The sequence below is a fragment of the Microbacterium excoecariae genome, assembly GCF_011326725.1.
In the GTDB taxonomy this organism is placed as follows: Bacteria; Actinomycetota; Actinomycetes; order Actinomycetales; family Microbacteriaceae; genus Microbacterium; species Microbacterium excoecariae.
The window spans coordinates 1,649,115-1,666,695 of record NZ_JAANCO010000001.1; the positions used below are offsets into that span (position 1 = coordinate 1,649,115).

The following is a 17,581-nucleotide window of genomic DNA, read 5'->3' on the forward strand; positions in this document are numbered from 1 at the left end:
CCCTCCGTGCCCGGCGCCCGCCCAACCGGGGGGGGGCCGCCTCATCCCGGGGGGGGGCCCCCCCCCCCCCCGCCGGGAGGGGTCACGCCGTCTTGCGGGTGACCTTCTCCTTGGTCGGGTCCTGGCCCTCGCCGCGGCGCTCGCGGATGAAGGCGAGGCGCTCGGCCAGGAGCTCCTCGAGCTCCGGGATCGAGCGGCGCTCCAGGAGCATGTCCCAGTGCGTGCGCGGAGTCTTGTCGCCCGAGTGATCCACCTCGGCTGCGCCCTTGGGGGTCTGCAGCACGGCCTCGGCGCCGCACGTGCGGCACTCCCAGGAGACAGGTGCCTCGGCGTCGGCCGCGAACATCAGCTGCGTCTCACGGCCGCAGGTCCCGCACACGTAGGTGTGCTCCTTGCGCTCCATGAAGACGACGCCCTCTTCGCTCTGAAGGCTCTGGGCGCCAAGCCGGATGCCGCGGAGGCTGCGATCTGCCATGTTCGTGTCCTCTCGTCGGGTACCAGGTCTAACGCCCGGCCCTGTGCGCTTCATCCGAAACGTTCGATGAACTCCGGGTTTCTCAGCGGATCCCCAGTCGCCCCGTCGCGCCCGGAGTTTCGGCGGGTCCGCCCGTCACGGCGAAAGCTAGCGCGGCGGATCCGCGGGGTCAACGCCCCCGCGCGAAACCCGTCTCCTGAGCGATTTCGAGCGCGATGTCGGCGCGGTCCGTGACGAGCCCGTCGACGCCCATCCGGAGGAGGCGGCGCATGTCGTCCGGCTCGTTCACAGTCCACACGTGCACCTCCGCGCCGTGGCGGTGCGCGAGGTCGATCAGCCGGGGGGTCACGACCCGGACGCGCCCCGCGCGCTCGGGGACCTGCAGGGCGTCGACGCCCGCGAGCGCGCCGCGCGCGCCGCGGCCGCCGACTCCGGGAAGCGCGCCCCACACCGCGCGCGCGACGACCCCGCGTCCGCCGGAGGTGGCGGGGCCGCCGCCCGCCCGGCGCGCGGCGGCGAGCGCGCGCTCGCGCCGGCGGTCGTCGAAGCTGGTGAGGAGGACGCGCTCCGCGTGCGCGCTGGCGATGCGGCCCGCCGGATCCGCCGCGGCGTCGGCCTTCACGTCGATGTTGAAGCGCACCTCGGGGAACGCCTCGAGCGCGTCCGCCATCGTCGCGAGGCCGCCGCGCGCCGCCATGAGCCCCTCGAGCTCCTCGTGGGTGACCTCGGCGACCGCGCGGTCGTCGCCCGTCACGCGCGTGAGACGCGGGTCGTGAAAGAGCACGACGACGCCGTCGGCAGTGAGATGGCAGTCGGATTCGACGTAGGTGGCGCCCGCAGCGTGCGCCGCGGCGATCGCCGCGACCGAGTTCTCCGCGATGCCGTCTCCGGCCATCTCCGCGGTGACGAGCCCGCGATGGGCGAGGATGCGGGGGTCCTCCTGCGCGGCGAAGTACGGGTGGCCTGCCGTCATGTCGGGAACGTACCACTCGCGCCCGTCCGGTCCGTGGATCCGCTCACGGGGAGGGCGGATCCGCCGCGATAGGCTCGAGGGGTCATCGGCCCGCCTGGCGCGGGCGCCCCGCACCACCCCAGGAGTCACTGTGACTGAGCCCCTCCCCGCCGGATCCCTCGACGGCAAGACCGCCCTTGTGACGGGGTCCTCGCGTGGTGTCGGGGCCGACACCGTGCGCGACCTGGCCGCCGCCGGCGCGAACGTTGTCATCAACTTCCGCAACAAGGCGCCGCGCGCCGAGAAGCTCGCACGCGAGGTCAACGAGAAGTACGGCGTCCAGACCCTCGTCGTTGGCGCCGACCTGACGGATCCGGAATCGGTCGGCTCGATGATGGGCGCCGTGAACGACGTGTTCGGCGGCCTCGATCTGCTCGTTCTGAACGCGTCGGGCGGCATGGAGCAGGACCTCGGCGAGAACTACGCCATGCGCCTGAATCGCGACGCTCAGGTGAACGTCCTCGAGCAGGCGCTCCCGATCATGCCGCGGGGCGGCCGCGTCGTGTTCGTCACGAGCCACCAGGCGCACTTCATCCGCACGACCCCGACCATGCCCGAGTACGAGCCCGTCGCGCTGTCCAAGCGCGCGGGCGAGGACGCGCTGCGCGAGCGGATCCCGGACCTCGCGGAGCGCGGCATCGATTTCGTCGTCGTCTCGGCCGACATGATCGAGGGGACGATCACGGCGACGCTGCTCAACCGCCTGAACCCCGGCGCGATCGACCAGCGTCGCGAGGAGGCGGGGTCGCTCCTGAACGTCGCCGAGTTCGCCCGCGAGATCGCGCGCGCCGCGGTAGACGAGATCCCGGCGGACAACGAGCGGATCTGCGGCGACGTCTCCAGCTTCCACGGCACGGACTGAGCCGGGCCGCCACCGCTCACCCCAGCAGGAGGGCGGTGGCGAACAGGACGGGCACGCACCCCAGCGTCGTGAGGAACACGACGTCGCGGGTGAGGACGAGTCCGACGCCGTATCGCTGGGCATAGTTGAAGACGTTCTGCGCCGTGGGGAGCGCCGCGAGCACGACGACGACGTAGAGCGCCTGGCCCTCCAGGCCGAACGCGAATCGACCGAGGAGATATGCCGCGACCGGCATAAGGACGATCTTCAGCGCCGTCGCGAGGATGACGTCGCGGCGGCGCCCGCGATGGGTGAGGATCCGCTGCCCGTTGAGCGACATCCCGAAGCTGATGAGGATGACGGGCACCGCCGCGTTCGCGACGAGCTGCAGCGGCTCGTGGACGATCGGCGGGAGATCGATCCCGAGGAGCGCGACGGTCATGCCCGCCAGGGACCCGAGGACCATGGGGTTCCGGAACACGCGCAGGATGGCGCGCCACACCCGCGTCTCGCCGCTGGAGATCGCGTCCAGGATGGCGAGGGTGATGGGCGTGAAGGCGATCTGCTGCATGAGAATGATCGGCGCCGAATAGGCCGCGTTGCCCAAGAGATAGGTCGAAATCGGAAGGCCGACGTTGTTGCCGTTGACCTGGCCCGAGGACAGCGCGCCCATGACGGTGTCGCCCCAGCCGCGTCGCCACCAGAGCTTGGCCACGAGGCCGTACGCCAGGAAGACCACCGCGGCGGCGGCCGCCGAGACGGGCAGCAGCGACGAGAACAGCATCGCGACGTCGGCGTCGGAGAGGACGACGAACATGAGGAAGGGGTTGAGGACGAAGAAGGTCAACCGCCCGAGCACGGCGCCGCCGTGCTCGCCGAGCAGGTCGATGCGCCCGATGATGTACCCCGTGATGATGGCGACGCCGACGACGGCGAAGCCCGTGAGCACCCCGATCACGGCAGCGACGGGGTCGGCGGGGCGGCGGGTCTCACCCCTCCAACCTATCGCCGCGCGCCGCGCACTCATGGCACGATCGGGGTCATGCCGCACGATCCCGCGCCTCACCCCGCCGACCGTCACGACACGATCCGCGTGCGCGGTGCGCGCGAGAACAACCTCCGCGGGGTCGATGTCGACCTCCCCAAGCGCCGCCTGACCGTCTTCACGGGGGTATCCGGATCCGGCAAGAGCTCGCTCGCGTTCGACACGATCGCGGCGGAATCCCAGCGGATGATCAACGAGACCTACAGCGCGTTCGTGCAGGGGTTCATGCCGCAGCTCGCCCGGCCCGACGTCGACGCGCTCGAGGGGCTCACGACGGCGATCCTCGTCGGCCAGGAGCGCCTTGCCGCGAACATCCGCTCGACCGTCGGCACCGCGAGCGACGCCAACGCGCTCCTGCGCACCCTCTTCAGCCGCGTCGGGGACCCGCAGATCGGGCCGCCCAACGCGTTCTCGTTCAACACGCCGTCGGTGACGGCCGCCGGCGCCATCCTCGTCGAGCGGTCGGGCGCCGCGAAGCGCCAGCGCGCGGAGTACCACGTGCTGGGCGGCATGTGCCCGGGGTGCGAGGGGACGGGACGGGTCAGCGACCTCGACCTCCGCCAGCTGTACGACCCGTCGCTGTCCATCAATGACGGCGCGATCCTCGTGCCCGGATACAAGGTCGGCGGATGGAGCGTGCGCTTTTACGCCGAGTCGGGCTTCTTCGACCCGGACACGCCCGTCTCCCGGTTCACGGACGCCGAGCTCGACGACTTCCTGCACCGCGGGGCGACGAAGGTGAAGATCGGCGGCGTCAACATGACCTACCAGGGCCTGGTGCCGCAGGTGCGCAAGTCCATGCTCACGAAGGACCGCGAGCAGATGCAGCCGCACATCCGCGCCTTCGTCGACCGCGCGGTCGCCTTCGCCCCCTGCCCGGACTGCGACGGGACCCGCCTCGCGGAGCCCGCGCGCTCCTCGCGCATCGCGGGGATCTCGATCGCCGATGCGTGCGCCCTGCAGGTGAGCGATCTGCGCGCGTGGGTGCGCGGCCTCGACGAGCCGGGGGCCGCGACGCTCCTCGGCGCGCTCGACGCCCTCCTGGCCTCCTTCGTCGACATCGGGCTCGGCTATCTCTCCCTCGACCGCGCCGCGAGCACGCTGTCGGGCGGCGAGGCGCAGCGGCTGAAGATGATCACGCACCTCGGCTCGCCGCTCACCGACGTGACGTACGTCTTCGACGAGCCCACCGCGGGACTGCACCCGCACGACATCGAGCGCATGAACGCGCTGCTGCTGCAGCTGCGCGACAAGGGCAACACGGTTCTGGTCGTCGAGCACAAGCCGGAGACGATCGCGATCGCCGATCGCGTCGTCGACATTGGTCCGGGCGCCGGATCCGCGGGCGGCACCGTCACGTTCGAGGGCACTGTGGCCGAGCTGCGGGATTCGGACACGGTCACGGGGCGCCACCTGGCCGATCGCGTCGCGCTCAAGGACGCGGTGCGCACCCCGACCGGGGCGATCGAGGTGCGCGGTGCCCGCAGGCACAACCTCCGCGACGTCGACGTGGACATCCCGACGGGCGTGCTCGTCGCGCTCACGGGCGTCGCCGGATCCGGGAAGAGCTCGCTCGTTGCCGAGCAGGTCGCGGGCCGCGACGGGGTGGTGTTCGTCGACCAGCAGCCCGTGAAAGGATCCAGCCGCAGCAACCCGGCCACGTACACGGGCGTGCTGGATCCGGTGCGCAAGGCGTTCGCCAAGGCCAACGGGGTCGCTCCGGCGCTGTTCAGCGCGAACAGCGCGGGCGCCTGCCCGACCTGCAAGGGCAGCGGCACGATCACGACGGAGTTCGGCTTCATGCAGGGCGTGACGTCCCCGTGCGAGGACTGCGGCGGGCGCCGGTTCACGGCCGAGGTGCTCGAGTACCGCCTGGGCGGCAAGAACATCGCGGAGGTCCTCGACATGCCCGTCGCCGACGCCCGGGCGTTCTTCGCGGAGAAGGAGTCGCGCGTGCCGGCCGCCGGCAAGATCCTCGGCCGCCTCGAGGAGACCGGGCTCGGGTACATCACCCTCGGCCAGCCGCTGACGACGCTGTCGGGTGGCGAGCGCCAGCGCCTCAAGCTCGCCATGCAGATGGCCGAGGGAGCGGAGGTCTACGTGCTCGACGAGCCCACGACGGGGCTGCACCTCGCGGACGTCGCGGCCCTGTTGGAGATGCTCGACCAGCTGGTCGACGCGGGCACCTCGGTCATCGTCATCGAGCACCACCAGGCCGTCATGGCGCACGCCGACTGGATCGTCGACATGGGGCCCGGCGCCGGGCACGACGGCGGTCGGGTGGTGTTCGAGGGGACGCCGGCGGACCTCGTGAGCGCGCGCGGCACGCTCACGGGGGAGCACCTCGCGGCGTACGTGGGCGCGTGAGTTAGAGCCTTCCCGCGGCCGCCTCGGCGGCGGACGGGTGGTCCGCGAACGCGTCGCGAGGGACCGCGAGCAGCGCGAGCGCGGCGACGAGGGCGGCACCGCCGCACACGACCCAGACGGTGACGTAGCCGCTGAGCGACCCCGCGGTGCCGACCCCCGTTGCGCCCGTCGCGAGCGCAATGCCGAACACGCAGGAGGCGATCGCCCCGCCGACCGTCTTCACCGAGTTCGTCAGCCCGGTCGCGACGCCCGTCTGGCCCGCCGGGGCCGCGGCCGCGGCGGTCGCGGGCAGGGCGGCGACGAGGGCGCCGGAGCCGACGCCGACGACGGCCATATTCGCGACGACCTGCGCGTAGGTGTCGTGGAACGGGAGGAAGAGGAAGAAGCCGGCGCTGACCAGCCCCGCGGCGGCGACGAGCGCGAGGCGCGGGGAGAGGATCCGGGCCGCGCGGGAGTACGACAGCGCGCCCGCGATCATGGCGATGAGGTACACCCCGATGAGCAGTGAGGTGGCGAACCCGGCCGTGCCGAGCCCGTAGCCGGCGACGGCCGGATCGGTGCGCGCGAACGTGGACAGCGGCGCCTGGGCGCCCAGCACGCTCATGCCGAACAACCCGGCCGTCAGGAACACGGGCCAGAGCGCGGCCGAGCGGAACAGGCGGACGTCGACGAGCGGATCCGCGTGGCGCAGCTCCCAGAGGACGAACGGGACGAGGAGCGCGAGCCCGAGCGCGACGATCGCCCACGCGAGCGGCTCTCCGAGCCCGCCGAGGCGCAGGAGGCTCAGCCCGCCCGTGAACGCGATGAGCGCGAGGGAGAGGAACGTCAGCCCGACCGTGTCGAGGCGCCCGCCCGCGACCTCGGGAGACTCAGGGACGCCGAACAGGATCACGAAGAAGCACGCGAGAACGGCGACGCCGGGGATGACGAGCACGAACTGGAGCGGGAGGGCATCGACGAGCGCGCCGCCCGCGAGCGCGCCCACGATCGCGCCGGCTTCGAGCGCGGCGACGAGGATTCCCGCGGCGCGGGCGGTGACCGACGGCGGCTGGCCGCCGGCGCGGGCGCGCCCCCAGATGAGCGCGATCTCGAGCGGGAGCCACACGACGTAAAAGCCCTGCAGGGTCCAGGCGACGAGGAACACCGCGAACGAGTCGGCGAACGGCAGCGCGAGCGAGGCCGCCGCGGTCAGCGCCGTGGACACGAGGAGCATGCGCCGGTGCCCGACCATGTCCCCGAGCTTCGCGAAGGCCGGGACGACGAGCGCGGACAGCATGAGCTGCGTGCCCTCGAGCCAGTTGACGTCCGCGTCGTGGATCCCGAGGTGGCGCGCGATGTCCGTGAGCATGGGCGTGTAGTAGCCCTGGAGGATGCCGCTCGTGAACTCGACCGCCGCGAGGAATCCGACCACGCCCAGAAGGGCGCCCAGGCGCGTCATGTCAGGCCCTTCAGGAGCGCGATGTGAAACGAGCGCCCCCGCTCGAGGGAGGCCACCTCGACACGCTCGTCGACCCCGTGGATCGAGGCGCGCTGGGCGGCGGACATCTCGAGCGGCGCGAATCGATATACCGCGGGGGAGAATCGGTGGAAATGCCGCGCGTCGCTCGCCTGCATCATGAGGTACGGCGCGACGAGGGCGCCCGGGTAGGCGGCGCCGGCGGCCGCGGCGACCGCACCGAACGCGGGGCCGTCGGCGGGGGAGAGGGGGGAGGGATCGGATCCTTCCAGCACCTCGAGCTCGACCGCGGGGTCCGCGATGCGGCGCCGGAGGCGGGCGAGGACTCCGGCGACGGTTTCGCCGGGAACGATGCGGAGGTTGAACGTCGCGCTCGCGTCGGACGGGAGCACGTTCGCGGCGGATCCGCCGGATTGCATCGTGGCGGCGATCGTCGTGCGCACGAGCGCGGCGGGTTCGCCGCCCGCCGCGGCGAAGACCTGGCCGGTGAGGAAGCGGTTGCGCGCGAGGAGGCGCAGCCCGGCGCGCGTCGGTCCCGTCGCGCGCGCGGCAAACGCGCCGAGCATGCGCGTGATGGCCTCGGGGGTGCGCGGCCGGAAGGTGCGTGGCCCCAGGCGCGCAACGGCGCGCGCCACCCGCGAGATCGCCGTCCCGCGCCGCGGCGCCGAGGCGTGCCCGCCCGCGCTGCGCACCGTCGCGCGCACCGTGAGGGCGCCCTTTTCGCCGACGCCGATCATCGCCGTCGGGCCCTGGACGAACGGCAGGGGCGAGCCGACGACGGCGCCGCCCTCGTCGAGCACGAGCCAGGGGACGATGCCGCGCGCCCGCATCTCGTCCGAGATCGCCCGCGCGGCCGCGCCGAAGGATTCCTCATTGCCGCCGAACGAGAGGTAGACGTCACGCGCGGGCACGAAGCCGTCGGCGAGGAGCGTCTCGACGGCCTCCAGGATGACGATGAGCGGCCCCTTGTCGTCGAGCGCGCCGCGGCCGTGGACCCAGCCGTCGCGGACCGTTCCGGCGAACGGATCCTCGGACCAGCCGTCCTCGAGCCGTGCGGGCACGACGTCGTAGTGCGCCATGAGAACCACGGGATCCTCATCCGTGGCGCCGCGCCACCGGAACAGCAGGCCGAGGTCCGTAATCCGCTCGCGCGTGAGGTGCGCGTGCGTGAGTGGATAGAGCTCCTCGAGGAGGTCGACGAATTCCTCGAACGGTCCGAGGCCGCGCTCCGGGATCTCGGCGCTGACCGTGGGAAGGCGGATCATCCGCGCCAGGCGTTCGGCGATCCCGTCTCGTGGGCTCATGAGCCGAGAGTAACGCGCGGCCGTGGCTCCGGAAGGATGCGCGTGGACGGGCGCGGCGCACCGGATGCGCAATAGCCGATAATGCACATTATGTCAGATCAAAGACGACATCTTCATGTCTGATGCGAAGCTGTTCCGGCCCCTCGCTCACGACGTGGTCCCCCTCGTGCACGCGACGTTCACCGACCGCCCCTGGCTCGACGGCACACTTACCGTCGCGCACCCCGCCGACGCCCGCCTGATCAAGCAACACGCCCGCTGGGTCCATCTCGACAGACTGCAGCGGCTCGCCGACGCCGGCTGCTTGAGCAAGGGCGACCCCTGGCCGCGAAGCAATCCACCACCGTTGCACTCGACTATCTCGCACACGTCCGCAGCGCAGATCGCTCCACGGCAACGTCCTCGCGGAAATTTCTCGGATAGGGCGCAGGCATGATGACATTCTCACGTCAGCGCCTCCCGGCACAAACGATCAGTTGTCACCGAATCGTTCCTCACGCCCCGCTGAGGTAACCACCTCTTGCATCTGCGGCTGGAGTTGAAACTCGAATGGCAAAGCCCGGAGTTCGTCTGGCGCAACGAGGACGCCCCGCGCAGCCAACAGCTCGGCAAACTCATGCCAAGGCAGAGGCTCTCCTTCGTCTTCTTTAACACCCTCGTCCGGCAGTAGAGCAATGGCAACCTGATCGCGCAGCTCATCCTCAGTGAGGACGTCGTGATAGGACTTCGTGTCAAGTGAGACACCTACGCCGCGGTCCATGCGGATTGTGATGACTGTCCCATTGTCCAGTCGCGCAAACTCTTCGAGCGCGCATGAAATCGATCCGGGAGTGAGACTGTCGAGGTGGCATACGACACCGAGAGAAACGACCGACACAGGCTCTGAGACCATGAGTTGGGCATCGTATACGCTGCGGTGAGCACCGCGTTCTGGGGTGATCGGCTCGTATGTTCCGCTCATCGTTCTCCATGTCAATGACTCGGATAGCACGGGTTATTTTTTCCGCCTGCGATGTACCGCCTAAAGGGATCGACGATCCACTCGAGGTCCACATCTACTTGTCAAACTAGGCTCACCTGTACAGGTTCTATCTGCATGGGAAACCCCACTGACAATACCCGGCGAATAAATCCCGCTCGATGTAGGGTACAGAAATCCACTGCTTCTCAGCCACGCGAATGTCGGACCCGCGCTCACCGGGGCGCGAGCGGGTCGCGTCGCCCGGCGCGGGCGGCGAAGGCGTCGAGCGCGTCGAGGATCTCGGGCGCGAGCCATACGCGGTTGCGGCGCGCGTTCGCGGAACGCGGCTCGATGATGCCCGCGGCCGTCAGCTGCGCGATCGCGCGCTGCGCGGCGGACGAGGCGACGCCGAGCTCGCCCACGACGAGCGGCGTCGTGAGCGCGGGCTGGCGCACGAGGACGTCCAGGAGCCGACGCGCGGCGGATCCGCGGCGCGACGGCAGGCGCTCCTCCCAGCCCGCGCGGATCCGGGCAAGCTCCCCCGCGAGCACGCGTCCGTTGGCGGCCCCGCGGAAGGCGGCGTTCACGAATGCGCGCACGATGGGTTCCACATCGCCCCGACGGAAGTCCATGAGCGCCGCCGTGTACCCGCGCGTGTCGGCGAGGAGGCCCGCGGAGACGGGCACGGTCATGCGCGTGGTGGCCCCCGCCCGGCGCAGCATCGCGTGCACGAGCGCGCGCCCGACGCGGCCGTTGCCGTCGGCGAACGGGTGGATCGTCTCGAACTGCGCGTGCGCGATGGCGGCGTGCGCGAGGAGCGGGACGTCGGCGCGCCCCGCGAAGGCCAGGAGGTCCGCCATCGCGTCGGGGATCCGCTCCGCGCGCGGTGGGACGAACTCGGCCGTGTGCGGCGACGGCCCCCCGCCGATCCACACCTGTTCGGTGCGGAACTGGCCGGGCGAGGCGTGCCGCTCCCCCGCCATGAGCGCCGCGTGCGCCTGCAGGATCGCGCCCTCGGCCATCTCGTCCGACAGCGCGATCGCGCGCGTCATGGCCGCGACGTTCTGCGCGACCAGCTCCGCGTTTCGGCCGGTCGGCTGGGAGATCCCGGCCAGGGCGAGCGCTCGGGCGCCCGCGGTGACCCCCTCGATCTGCGACGAGGAGGCGGACTCGGTGCGCAGCAGCACGGACGCGAGCGGCGCGATCTCGTCGCCCGCTCCCCCGGCGCGCGCCGTCAGCTCGGCGTCGAAGCGCGCGATCTCGCGAATCGCGTCCTCGGCCTCGGCGGCGAGGTCCGGCGCAATGTCGCCGGCGGCGTCTCGGATCCGCGCCGGGATGGCGGCCGCGTACGGCCCGCGGGCGGCGAGTCGCTGGCGTCGGGAGGCGGGAAGGGTGGCGTCGCGCTCCCACGGCACCGTCTCCCACGAGACGGCGAACGTGTCGGAAGGTGTCGCCATGAGCCGATCTTACGCCACTTTATGACCTTAAGGTGTCGTAAGAGCGCGCCGCATCTCGACCTCTCGCGTGGTCGGATCCAGCGGGTACGGCTGGGTGTGGCCCGTGGGGACGAACCCGCGGCCGCGGTAGAAGGCGATCGCGCGGGCGTTGTGCTCGTGCACGTCGAGCGTCAGGGTGTCGCCGCCCATATCGATCGCCCACGCCACGATCTCCGCGAGGAGGCGATCGGCGACCCCAGCCGCGCGGCCCCGCGCCCGCGGGTCGACGTAGACGCCCACGAGCTCGGGCCCGCGCACGGGGCTGTAGTGCCCGCGCATGATGCCGCACCAGCCGTCGTCGTCCTCCGCGATGACCGCGGCGCGCCCGAGGCGGGTCATGCGCGTCGCGCGGATCCGCCACTCGGCGTCCGGGACGCGCTCGGCGTCCGCCAGGCGCTCCCCAAACGCGGTCGGGGCGTCGGCGAGCATGCGCAGCCGGATCGCGCGAAAGGCCTCGTGCTCGTCGGCGCGCATGGCGCGCACCCGCACGCCCGTCACGCGACCTCTCCCCGCAGCGCCGCCCGCAGGTAGCGCGCCGACGGCACGTCGTCGCGCTCGGCGACGTGCTCGGGTGTGCCCGCGGCGACGACGCTCCCCCCGCCCTCCCCCGCGCCGGGGCCGAGCTCGATCACCCAGTCGGCCTCGGCGACGACGCGCATGTTGTGCTCGACGACCACGACGGAGTTGCCCGCGTTCACGAGGCTCTGCAGGTGCCCGACGAGGCGGTCCGCGTCCGCGGGGTGGAGCCCGGAGGTGGGCTCGTCGAGGACGTACAGTGTGTCGCCGCGCTCGGCCCGCTGCAGCTCCGCGGCGAGCTTGACCCGCTGCGCCTCGCCGCCCGAGAGCGTCGGCGCCGCCTGCCCGAGCGCGAGGTAGCCGAGCCCCACCTCGATGAGCGCGTCGAGGTGGCGGGTGACGATCGCGTCGTCCGCGAAGGCCGCGCGGGCCTCGTGTACGCGGAGGGCGAGCACGTCCGCGATCGAGCGCCCGTCTCGCGTGACGGCGAGGGTTTCCGGGTTGTACCGGGCGCCGCCGCACGCGGAGCACGGGGCGCTGACGGTCGGGAGGAAGAGGAGCTCGACCTCGACGGAGCCCTCGCCCCGGCAGGTCGGGCACCGGCCGGCCGGGGTGTTGAAGGAGAAGCGCGAGGCGCCGAAGCGGCGCTCGCGCGCGACCGGGGTGCGGGCGAAGAGGGCGCGGATCCGGTCGAACGCGCCCGTGTAGGTCGCGACGTTCGAGCGGGACGTGCGCCCGATTGGGCGCTGGTCGACCCGCACGATGCGCGAGAACGCGCCGGGCGGGGCGTGGGCGGCGCCGCGCGTCTCGGGCGCGCGTGGCTCGAGCGACAGGCCGCCCTCGTCGGCGCCGGTGTCGTCGTCCCCGCTCGGGGTCGGGTCCGAAGCATCCGCGCCGATCGCGCGCCCCGCGAGCGCGGGCAGCGCGTCGCTCGCGAGCGTCGTCTTGCCGGAACCGGACACACCGGTCACGGCGACGAGCGCGCCGAGCGGCACCTCGACGTCGAGGCCGGCGAGGTTGTGGCGGGTGACGCCCTCGAGGCGGAGGGTCTGGTCGATCGGGCGTCGCCCGGGCGCGTCAGGCCGCGCCCGGGGGTCCGGGTCGAGATAGGGGGCCGTCGCGGAGGCGGCCGCATCGCGGATCCCGGCGACCGGTCCGCTGTAGACGACCTCGCCGCCTTCCGCGCCCGCCGCGGGGCCCATGTCCACGATCCAGTCGGCGCGCTGGATCACCCGCGGCGCGTGCTCCACGATGAGGACGCTGTTGCCGGCGTCGCGAAGGCCGGTCAGGATCGCGCCGAGCGCCTCCGCGTCCGACGGGTGCAGGCCGGCGGAGGGCTCGTCGAGGACGAAGACCACGCCGAACAGCTTCGACAGCACCTGCGTCGCGAGCCGCATGCGCTGGAGCTCCCCGGCGGACAGGGTCGGCGTCTCGCGGTCGAGGCCGAGGTAGCCGAGACCCAGCGCGAGGACGGGCTCGAGGCGCTGGGCGAGCTCGGTCGCGAGGCTCTTGGCGGCGAGCCGGCGCTCGGGCGCGAGCTCCGGGCGCCACGCGTCCGCGCGGATGCGATCCGCGATCTGCGCGACCTCATCCAGTGGCAGCGCGCCGAACGCGGTCACGTCGAGCCCCTCGACCCGCACCGCGAGCGCCTCGGGGCGGAGGCGTCGCCCCCCGCACGCACAGCAGTCGACGGTGTCGAGGAAGGTCGCGGCGCGCTCGCGCATCGCCCGGCTCTGGGAGGACGACAGCGTGTCCAGGAGGAGGCGGCGCGCCCCGACGAACCGCGACATGTAGGAGGGCTTCTCCCCCGCCTCGCGCGCCCGCCGCGCCTCGGCCGGCGCGCGCTTGGCGTACACCGGCACGCGCGGGGTCTCGTCCGTGAAGAGGATCCACTCGCGTGCGTCGGCCGGCAGGTCGCGCCACGGCCGGTCGACGTCGTAGCCCAGGGAGACGAGGCTGTCTCGGAGCTGGGTCCCGTGCCACGCCCGCGGCCACGCGGCGATGGCGCCCTCGCGGATCGAGAGCGAGGCGTCCGGCACCATGCGCTCCTCGGTGGCGTCGTGGACGCGGCCGATCCCGTGGCAGGCCGGGCACGCGCCCTCGACCGTGTGGGGCGAGAAGTTCTCGGCGAGGAGCGGGTCCGCCCCGTCCGGGTAGTCGCCCACGCGCGAGAACAGCATGCGCACGACGTCCGAGATCGTCGTGACCGTCCCCACGGTCGAGCGCGAGCCGCCGGATCCGCGCTGCTGCTCGAGCGCGACGGCGGGCGGAAGCCCCGACACCTCGTCGACGTCGGGCGCGCCGACCTGCTGGATGAGACGACGGGCGTACGGCGCCACGGAGGCGAAGAATCGCCGTTGCGCCTCCGCGTAGATCGTGGCGAAGGCCAGCGAGCTCTTGCCGGACCCGGAGACGCCGGTGAACGCGACGATCCGATTCCGGGGAACGTCGAGGTCGACGTTTCGAAGGTTGTGCTCGCGGGCGCCGCGGACGCGGATGCTGCCCGTCGCGGCGGAGTCGGGGACGCTCACTCGTCGCTCCTCGTGTCGGTCTGCGGTGCCTCCAGCCTGCCAGCTCGCGCGGGCGCGGGGCCGGCCCTTCGCGGACCGGCCCCGCGCCTATCGGGCGTCAGCTCGCGGGGAGCACGAGGTCCTGCCCCACCCCGATGAGGTCGGGGTCGTCGAGGAGGTCCTGGTTGACGGCGAAGATGCCGGCCCACCCCGACTCGATCTCGAGCGCCTCGGCGATCTCGAAGAGCGTGTCGCCGGACTCGACGGTGTAGGTCTCGTCCGACGCCTCGACGTCGGGCAGCTGCACCTCGGCGGGCGCGGCCTCGGCGGCGGGAGCCGCCGGAGTCTCGGCGGGGGCGGTCTCCTCCACGGGCGCGGTCTCCTCGGCCGGGGCCGCGACCTCGGCGGACGCGCTCGTGTCGGCCGTGCCGCTCGCGCCGATCTGCGCCGAGCAGGTCGGCCACGCGCCCCAGCCCTGGGTGGCGAGGACGTTCTCGGCGACGCGGATCTGCTCCTCGCGCGAGGCGTCGGCGGGGTTGCCCGACCCGCCGTTCGCCTCCCACGTGGAGAGCGAGAACTGCAGCCCGCCGTAGTAGCCGTTGCCGGTGTCGATCGCCCAGTTGCCGCCGGACTCGCACTGCGCGAGCGCGTCCCAGGTGGCGCCGTCGGCCGCGTTGGCCGCCGTGGGCAAGAGGACTGCGCCGGCGACGGTCGCGACGCCCGCCGCGACGAGCCCGCCCTTCGCGAGCGCTCCGCGGCGGCCGGACGGGGTCTGGGGGGAGTTCTTCTTCTGGAACACACTCATCTCCGCGGTCCCGTCCCGCGACGCCGGAGCGCGCCCCCACCCGGCCGGAGGAATCTCTCGATGACAGGGCGCGAGGGGCTCTCGGGTGGGGGTGGACGGCGGCCCCTCGCGATTGAGTCCGAACAGGATACGCATACATCACGAACCGATAACAATTGCGCCCAGGACCTTGTCAGGCGGGTCATCGACGACCTTCAGGCCGGCTCACGGGCGCTGGCACAATGGATCCGTGACTCGCGAGCCCCGGCCCTTCGACCTTCAGCGCATCGGTCGCGGGCTCCCCGTGGCCGAGGCGGACGGGGCGCTGCGCGCGGCTCTCGCGGGCGGATCCGCGGTCGTCGTCGCGCCGCCGGGGTCCGGCAAGACGACGTACGTTCCCCCGCTCGCCGCCGCCGTCACCGGAGGGCGCGTCCTCGTCACCCAGCCCCGCCGCGTCGCGGTGCGGGCGGCCGCCCGGCGCCTCGCCGAGCTCGACGGCGCGGCCCTCGGCGAGCGCGTGGGGTATGCCGTGCGCGGGGATCGGGTGACGGCGGCCGACGCGCTGGTCGAGTTCGTCACCCCGGGTCTCCTCCTGCGGCGGCTCCTCGCGGATCCGGGCCTCGACGGGGTCGCCGCGGTCGTCGTCGACGAGGTGCACGAGCGCTCGCTCGACGGCGACCTGCTCCTCGCGATGCTCGCCGACGTGCGGCAGCTGCGGGACGACCTCACCGTCGCGGCGATGTCGGCGACGATCGACGCGGGCCAGGTCGCGGCCCAGATCGGAGGCGACTCCCCCGCGCCGATCGTCGACGCGCCAGCCGCGCTGTACCCGCTCGACATCTCGTACGCCCCCGGTGCCGGGCCGCGCAGCGACGACCGCGGCGTCACCGGCGCGTTCGTCGACCACCTCGCGGCCGTCGCCGCGGACGCCCACGCCCACGACGGCGACGGCGACGCCCTCGTCTTCGCCCCCGCCGTGCGGGATGTGGAGGCGGTCGCCGCCGCGCTCCGCCGGCACGCGCCCCGCGCCGAGGTCCTCACGCTGCACGGACGGCTCCCCCGCGCCGAGCAGGACCGGGCGACCGCCGGCCGCGCGCCGGGCGACCCGCCGCGCTTCGTCGTGAGCACATCGCTCGCCGAGAGCTCGCTGACCGTCCCGGGCGTGCGGCTCGTGATCGATTCGGGCCTCGCCCGCGTGCTGCGGCGCGACACCGTGCGGGACATGGCGGGGCTCGTGACGCGATCGGCCTCGCGCGCGAGCGCCGACCAGCGGGCGGGCCGCGCAGCGCGGCAGGGGCCGGGGCGGGCCATTCGCGCCTATTCGGAGGCCGATTTCGGAGCCTTCCGCCGCGCCGACGACCCCGAGATCGCCCACGCCGACCTCGTCTCGGCGATGCTCATGCTCGCGGCCTGGGGTGCTCCCGGCGGCGCGGGGATGCGCTTCCTGACACCGCCGCCGGAGGGGGCCTCTCGGAGCGCGCGGCGCGCGCTCGCGGACCTCGGGCTCGTGGGGCCGGACGGGCGTCTCACCGCCGACGGGGCCCGGGCGGCGCGGTTGCCCGCGGATCCGCGCGCGGCGCGCGCGCTCCTGGCGGCCGCGGAGTGGGGCGTCGTTCCGCGCGAGGCGGGCGAGATCGTGGCGGCGCTCGAGGGCGATCACCGCGACGCGGGCGGAGACCTCGCGCGGATTCTCGCGGAGCTCCGCGGGGGTGGTCGCGGCGCGCGCGAGTGGGCGCGGGAGGCGGATCGGCTCGCGCGCTACGCCGCCGCGCCCGCGGCGGAGCGGACGGAGCGCGCGGACGGGGTGGTGGTCGCGCTCGCGCGCCCCGAGGGAATTGCCCGCCGCGTCGGCGAGCGCGCGTACCTGCTAGCGCGCGGGACGCGGGCGAGCCTCCCGCCTCGCAGCGGCCTGGCGGGCGCGGAATGGATCGCGGTCCACGACGCCCAGCGCGCGGCGGGCGGCGCCGCGCGCGAGACCGGGGCGGTCGTGCGCCTGGGTGCGGCCCTCACCGAGGAGGACGCCCTCGCCGTCGGCGCGCCGCTCGTCGAGACGCGCCGCGACGTGAGCGTCGTGGACGGGCGGATCCGCGTGCGCGCTGTCCGCGCCCTCGGCGCGATCGAGCTCGGCGCGACGCCGGCCGCCGCGACGCCGGAGGACGCGCGCGCGGCCACCCTCGACCTGGTCGCGAGCGCCGGAATCGCCGCGCTCGCGTGGGACGACGGCGCCCGTGCGCTCCGCGCGCGGATGGCGCTCCTGCGGCGCGCGCTCGGGGCGCCGTGGCCCGACGTGTCGGACGCGGCGCTCGCGGCCGACCTCGGCGGGTGGCTGCTCGCGGCTCCGGCGCCGCGCCTGCCCACCGCGGGCGACGTCCGCGACGGGCTGCGCGCGCTGCTCCCCTGGCCGGACGCGGCCCGCCTCGACGAGCTCGCGCCCGAGCGGCTGGAGGTGCCCTCGGGTCGCGCGGTCCGGATCGCCTATCCGAACCCGGAGGATCCCACCGCGCCCCCGGTGGTGGCCGTCAAGCTGCAGGAGCTCTTTGGCCTCGCCGACACGCCGCGCCTTGTGGGTGGCCGGGTGCCGGTGCTGTTTCACCTGCTCTCCCCCGGCGGTCACCCGCTCGCGGTGACGGCCGACCTCGCCTCGTTCTGGAACGGCCCGTACGGCGACGTGCGGCGCCAGATGCGCGGACGCTATCCGAAGCACCCGTGGCCGGAAGACCCGTGGACCGCCGAGGCGACGCGCCGCACGAACCGCGCGCTGCGCGCGGGCGAGTGACGATTCGGTCGGAATGCCCGTCTCTCAATACCCCCGGG

Annotated in this window: 14 protein-coding genes; 4 read left to right on the forward strand and 10 right to left on the reverse strand. The window is 73.3% G+C overall.

The genetic code is table 11. The features are described 5' to 3' along the window. Positions 1–82 precede the first annotated feature (82 nt). On the reverse strand, positions 83–475 hold the full coding sequence (locus G8E01_RS07690) for an RNA polymerase-binding protein RbpA (protein WP_166318079.1): 393 nt from the start codon (positions 473–475) through the stop codon (positions 83–85). A 169-nt stretch (positions 476–644) separates the two neighbouring features. Continuing rightward, entirely contained in the window at positions 645–1,448 is an 804-nt protein-coding gene (locus G8E01_RS07695; protein ID WP_166318082.1) for a glycerophosphodiester phosphodiesterase family protein, read from the reverse strand. A gap of 130 nt (positions 1,449–1,578) precedes the next feature. On the opposite strand from G8E01_RS07695, the gene G8E01_RS07700 reads away from it, so the two are divergent. Beyond that, entirely contained in the window at positions 1,579–2,349 is a 771-nt protein-coding gene (locus tag G8E01_RS07700) for an SDR family oxidoreductase (protein WP_166318085.1), read from the forward strand. 16 nt (positions 2,350–2,365) lie between these two features. On the opposite strand, the gene G8E01_RS07705 is transcribed toward G8E01_RS07700, so the two are convergent. Next, positions 2,366–3,355, reverse strand: coding sequence for an AEC family transporter (locus G8E01_RS07705; RefSeq protein WP_166318088.1), 990 nt, complete (start codon positions 3,353–3,355; stop codon positions 2,366–2,368). A 15-nt stretch (positions 3,356–3,370) separates the two neighbouring features. Here G8E01_RS07705 and G8E01_RS07710 point away from each other — a divergent pair, with 15 nt between their 5' ends. Next, positions 3,371–5,740: an ATP-binding cassette domain-containing protein gene (locus G8E01_RS07710; RefSeq protein WP_166318091.1), complete on the forward strand. Its 2,370-nt coding sequence runs from the start codon at positions 3,371–3,373 to the stop codon at positions 5,738–5,740. A 1-nt stretch (position 5,741) separates the two neighbouring features. On the opposite strand, the gene G8E01_RS07715 is transcribed toward G8E01_RS07710, so the two are convergent. Next, entirely contained in the window at positions 5,742–7,178 is a 1,437-nt protein-coding gene (locus G8E01_RS07715) for an MFS transporter (RefSeq protein WP_166318094.1), read from the reverse strand. Continuing rightward, positions 7,175–8,500 (reverse strand): M20/M25/M40 family metallo-hydrolase, encoded by a 1,326-nt coding sequence (locus tag G8E01_RS07720; RefSeq protein WP_166318097.1) that lies wholly within the window; start codon positions 8,498–8,500, stop codon positions 7,175–7,177. Before G8E01_RS07720 ends, G8E01_RS07715 begins: the two co-directional genes overlap by 4 nt. Before the next feature lie 115 nt (positions 8,501–8,615). Here G8E01_RS07720 and G8E01_RS07725 point away from each other — a divergent pair, with 115 nt between their 5' ends. Beyond that, positions 8,616–8,936, forward strand: coding sequence for a hypothetical protein (locus tag G8E01_RS07725; RefSeq protein ID WP_166318100.1), 321 nt, complete (start codon positions 8,616–8,618; stop codon positions 8,934–8,936). Between the two features lie 36 nt (positions 8,937–8,972). On the opposite strand, the gene G8E01_RS07730 is transcribed toward G8E01_RS07725, so the two are convergent. The 5 genes from G8E01_RS07730 to G8E01_RS12975 all read right to left on the reverse strand — a co-directional run bounded on the left by G8E01_RS07730 (position 8,973) and on the right by G8E01_RS12975 (position 14,788). Next, positions 8,973–9,461, reverse strand: a complete 489-nt coding sequence (locus G8E01_RS07730; RefSeq protein WP_166318103.1) for a hypothetical protein — start codon at positions 9,459–9,461, stop codon at positions 8,973–8,975. Between the two features lie 233 nt (positions 9,462–9,694). Continuing rightward, the gene (locus G8E01_RS07735; protein WP_166318106.1) at positions 9,695–10,918 is read right to left on the reverse strand and encodes a Fic family protein; all 1,224 of its coding nucleotides are present in this window, start codon (positions 10,916–10,918) and stop codon (positions 9,695–9,697) included. Positions 10,919–10,945: 27 nt separating this feature from the next. Then, complete coding sequence (locus G8E01_RS07740; RefSeq protein WP_166318109.1) at positions 10,946–11,455, reverse strand: GNAT family N-acetyltransferase; 510 nt, start codon at positions 11,453–11,455, stop codon at positions 10,946–10,948. Next, on the reverse strand, positions 11,452–14,004 hold the full coding sequence (locus G8E01_RS07745) for an excinuclease ABC subunit UvrA (RefSeq protein ID WP_166318112.1): 2,553 nt from the start codon (positions 14,002–14,004) through the stop codon (positions 11,452–11,454). The genes G8E01_RS07740 and G8E01_RS07745 overlap by 4 nt, the downstream gene beginning before the upstream one ends. 97 nt (positions 14,005–14,101) lie before the next feature. Continuing rightward, positions 14,102–14,788, reverse strand: a complete 687-nt coding sequence (locus G8E01_RS12975; protein ID WP_166318115.1) for a LysM peptidoglycan-binding domain-containing protein — start codon at positions 14,786–14,788, stop codon at positions 14,102–14,104. 229 nt (positions 14,789–15,017) lie between these two features. On the opposite strand from G8E01_RS12975, the gene hrpB reads away from it, so the two are divergent. After that, the gene (gene hrpB / locus G8E01_RS07755) at positions 15,018–17,543 is read left to right on the forward strand and encodes an ATP-dependent helicase HrpB (protein WP_166318118.1); all 2,526 of its coding nucleotides are present in this window, start codon (positions 15,018–15,020) and stop codon (positions 17,541–17,543) included. Positions 17,544–17,581 lie beyond the last annotated feature (38 nt).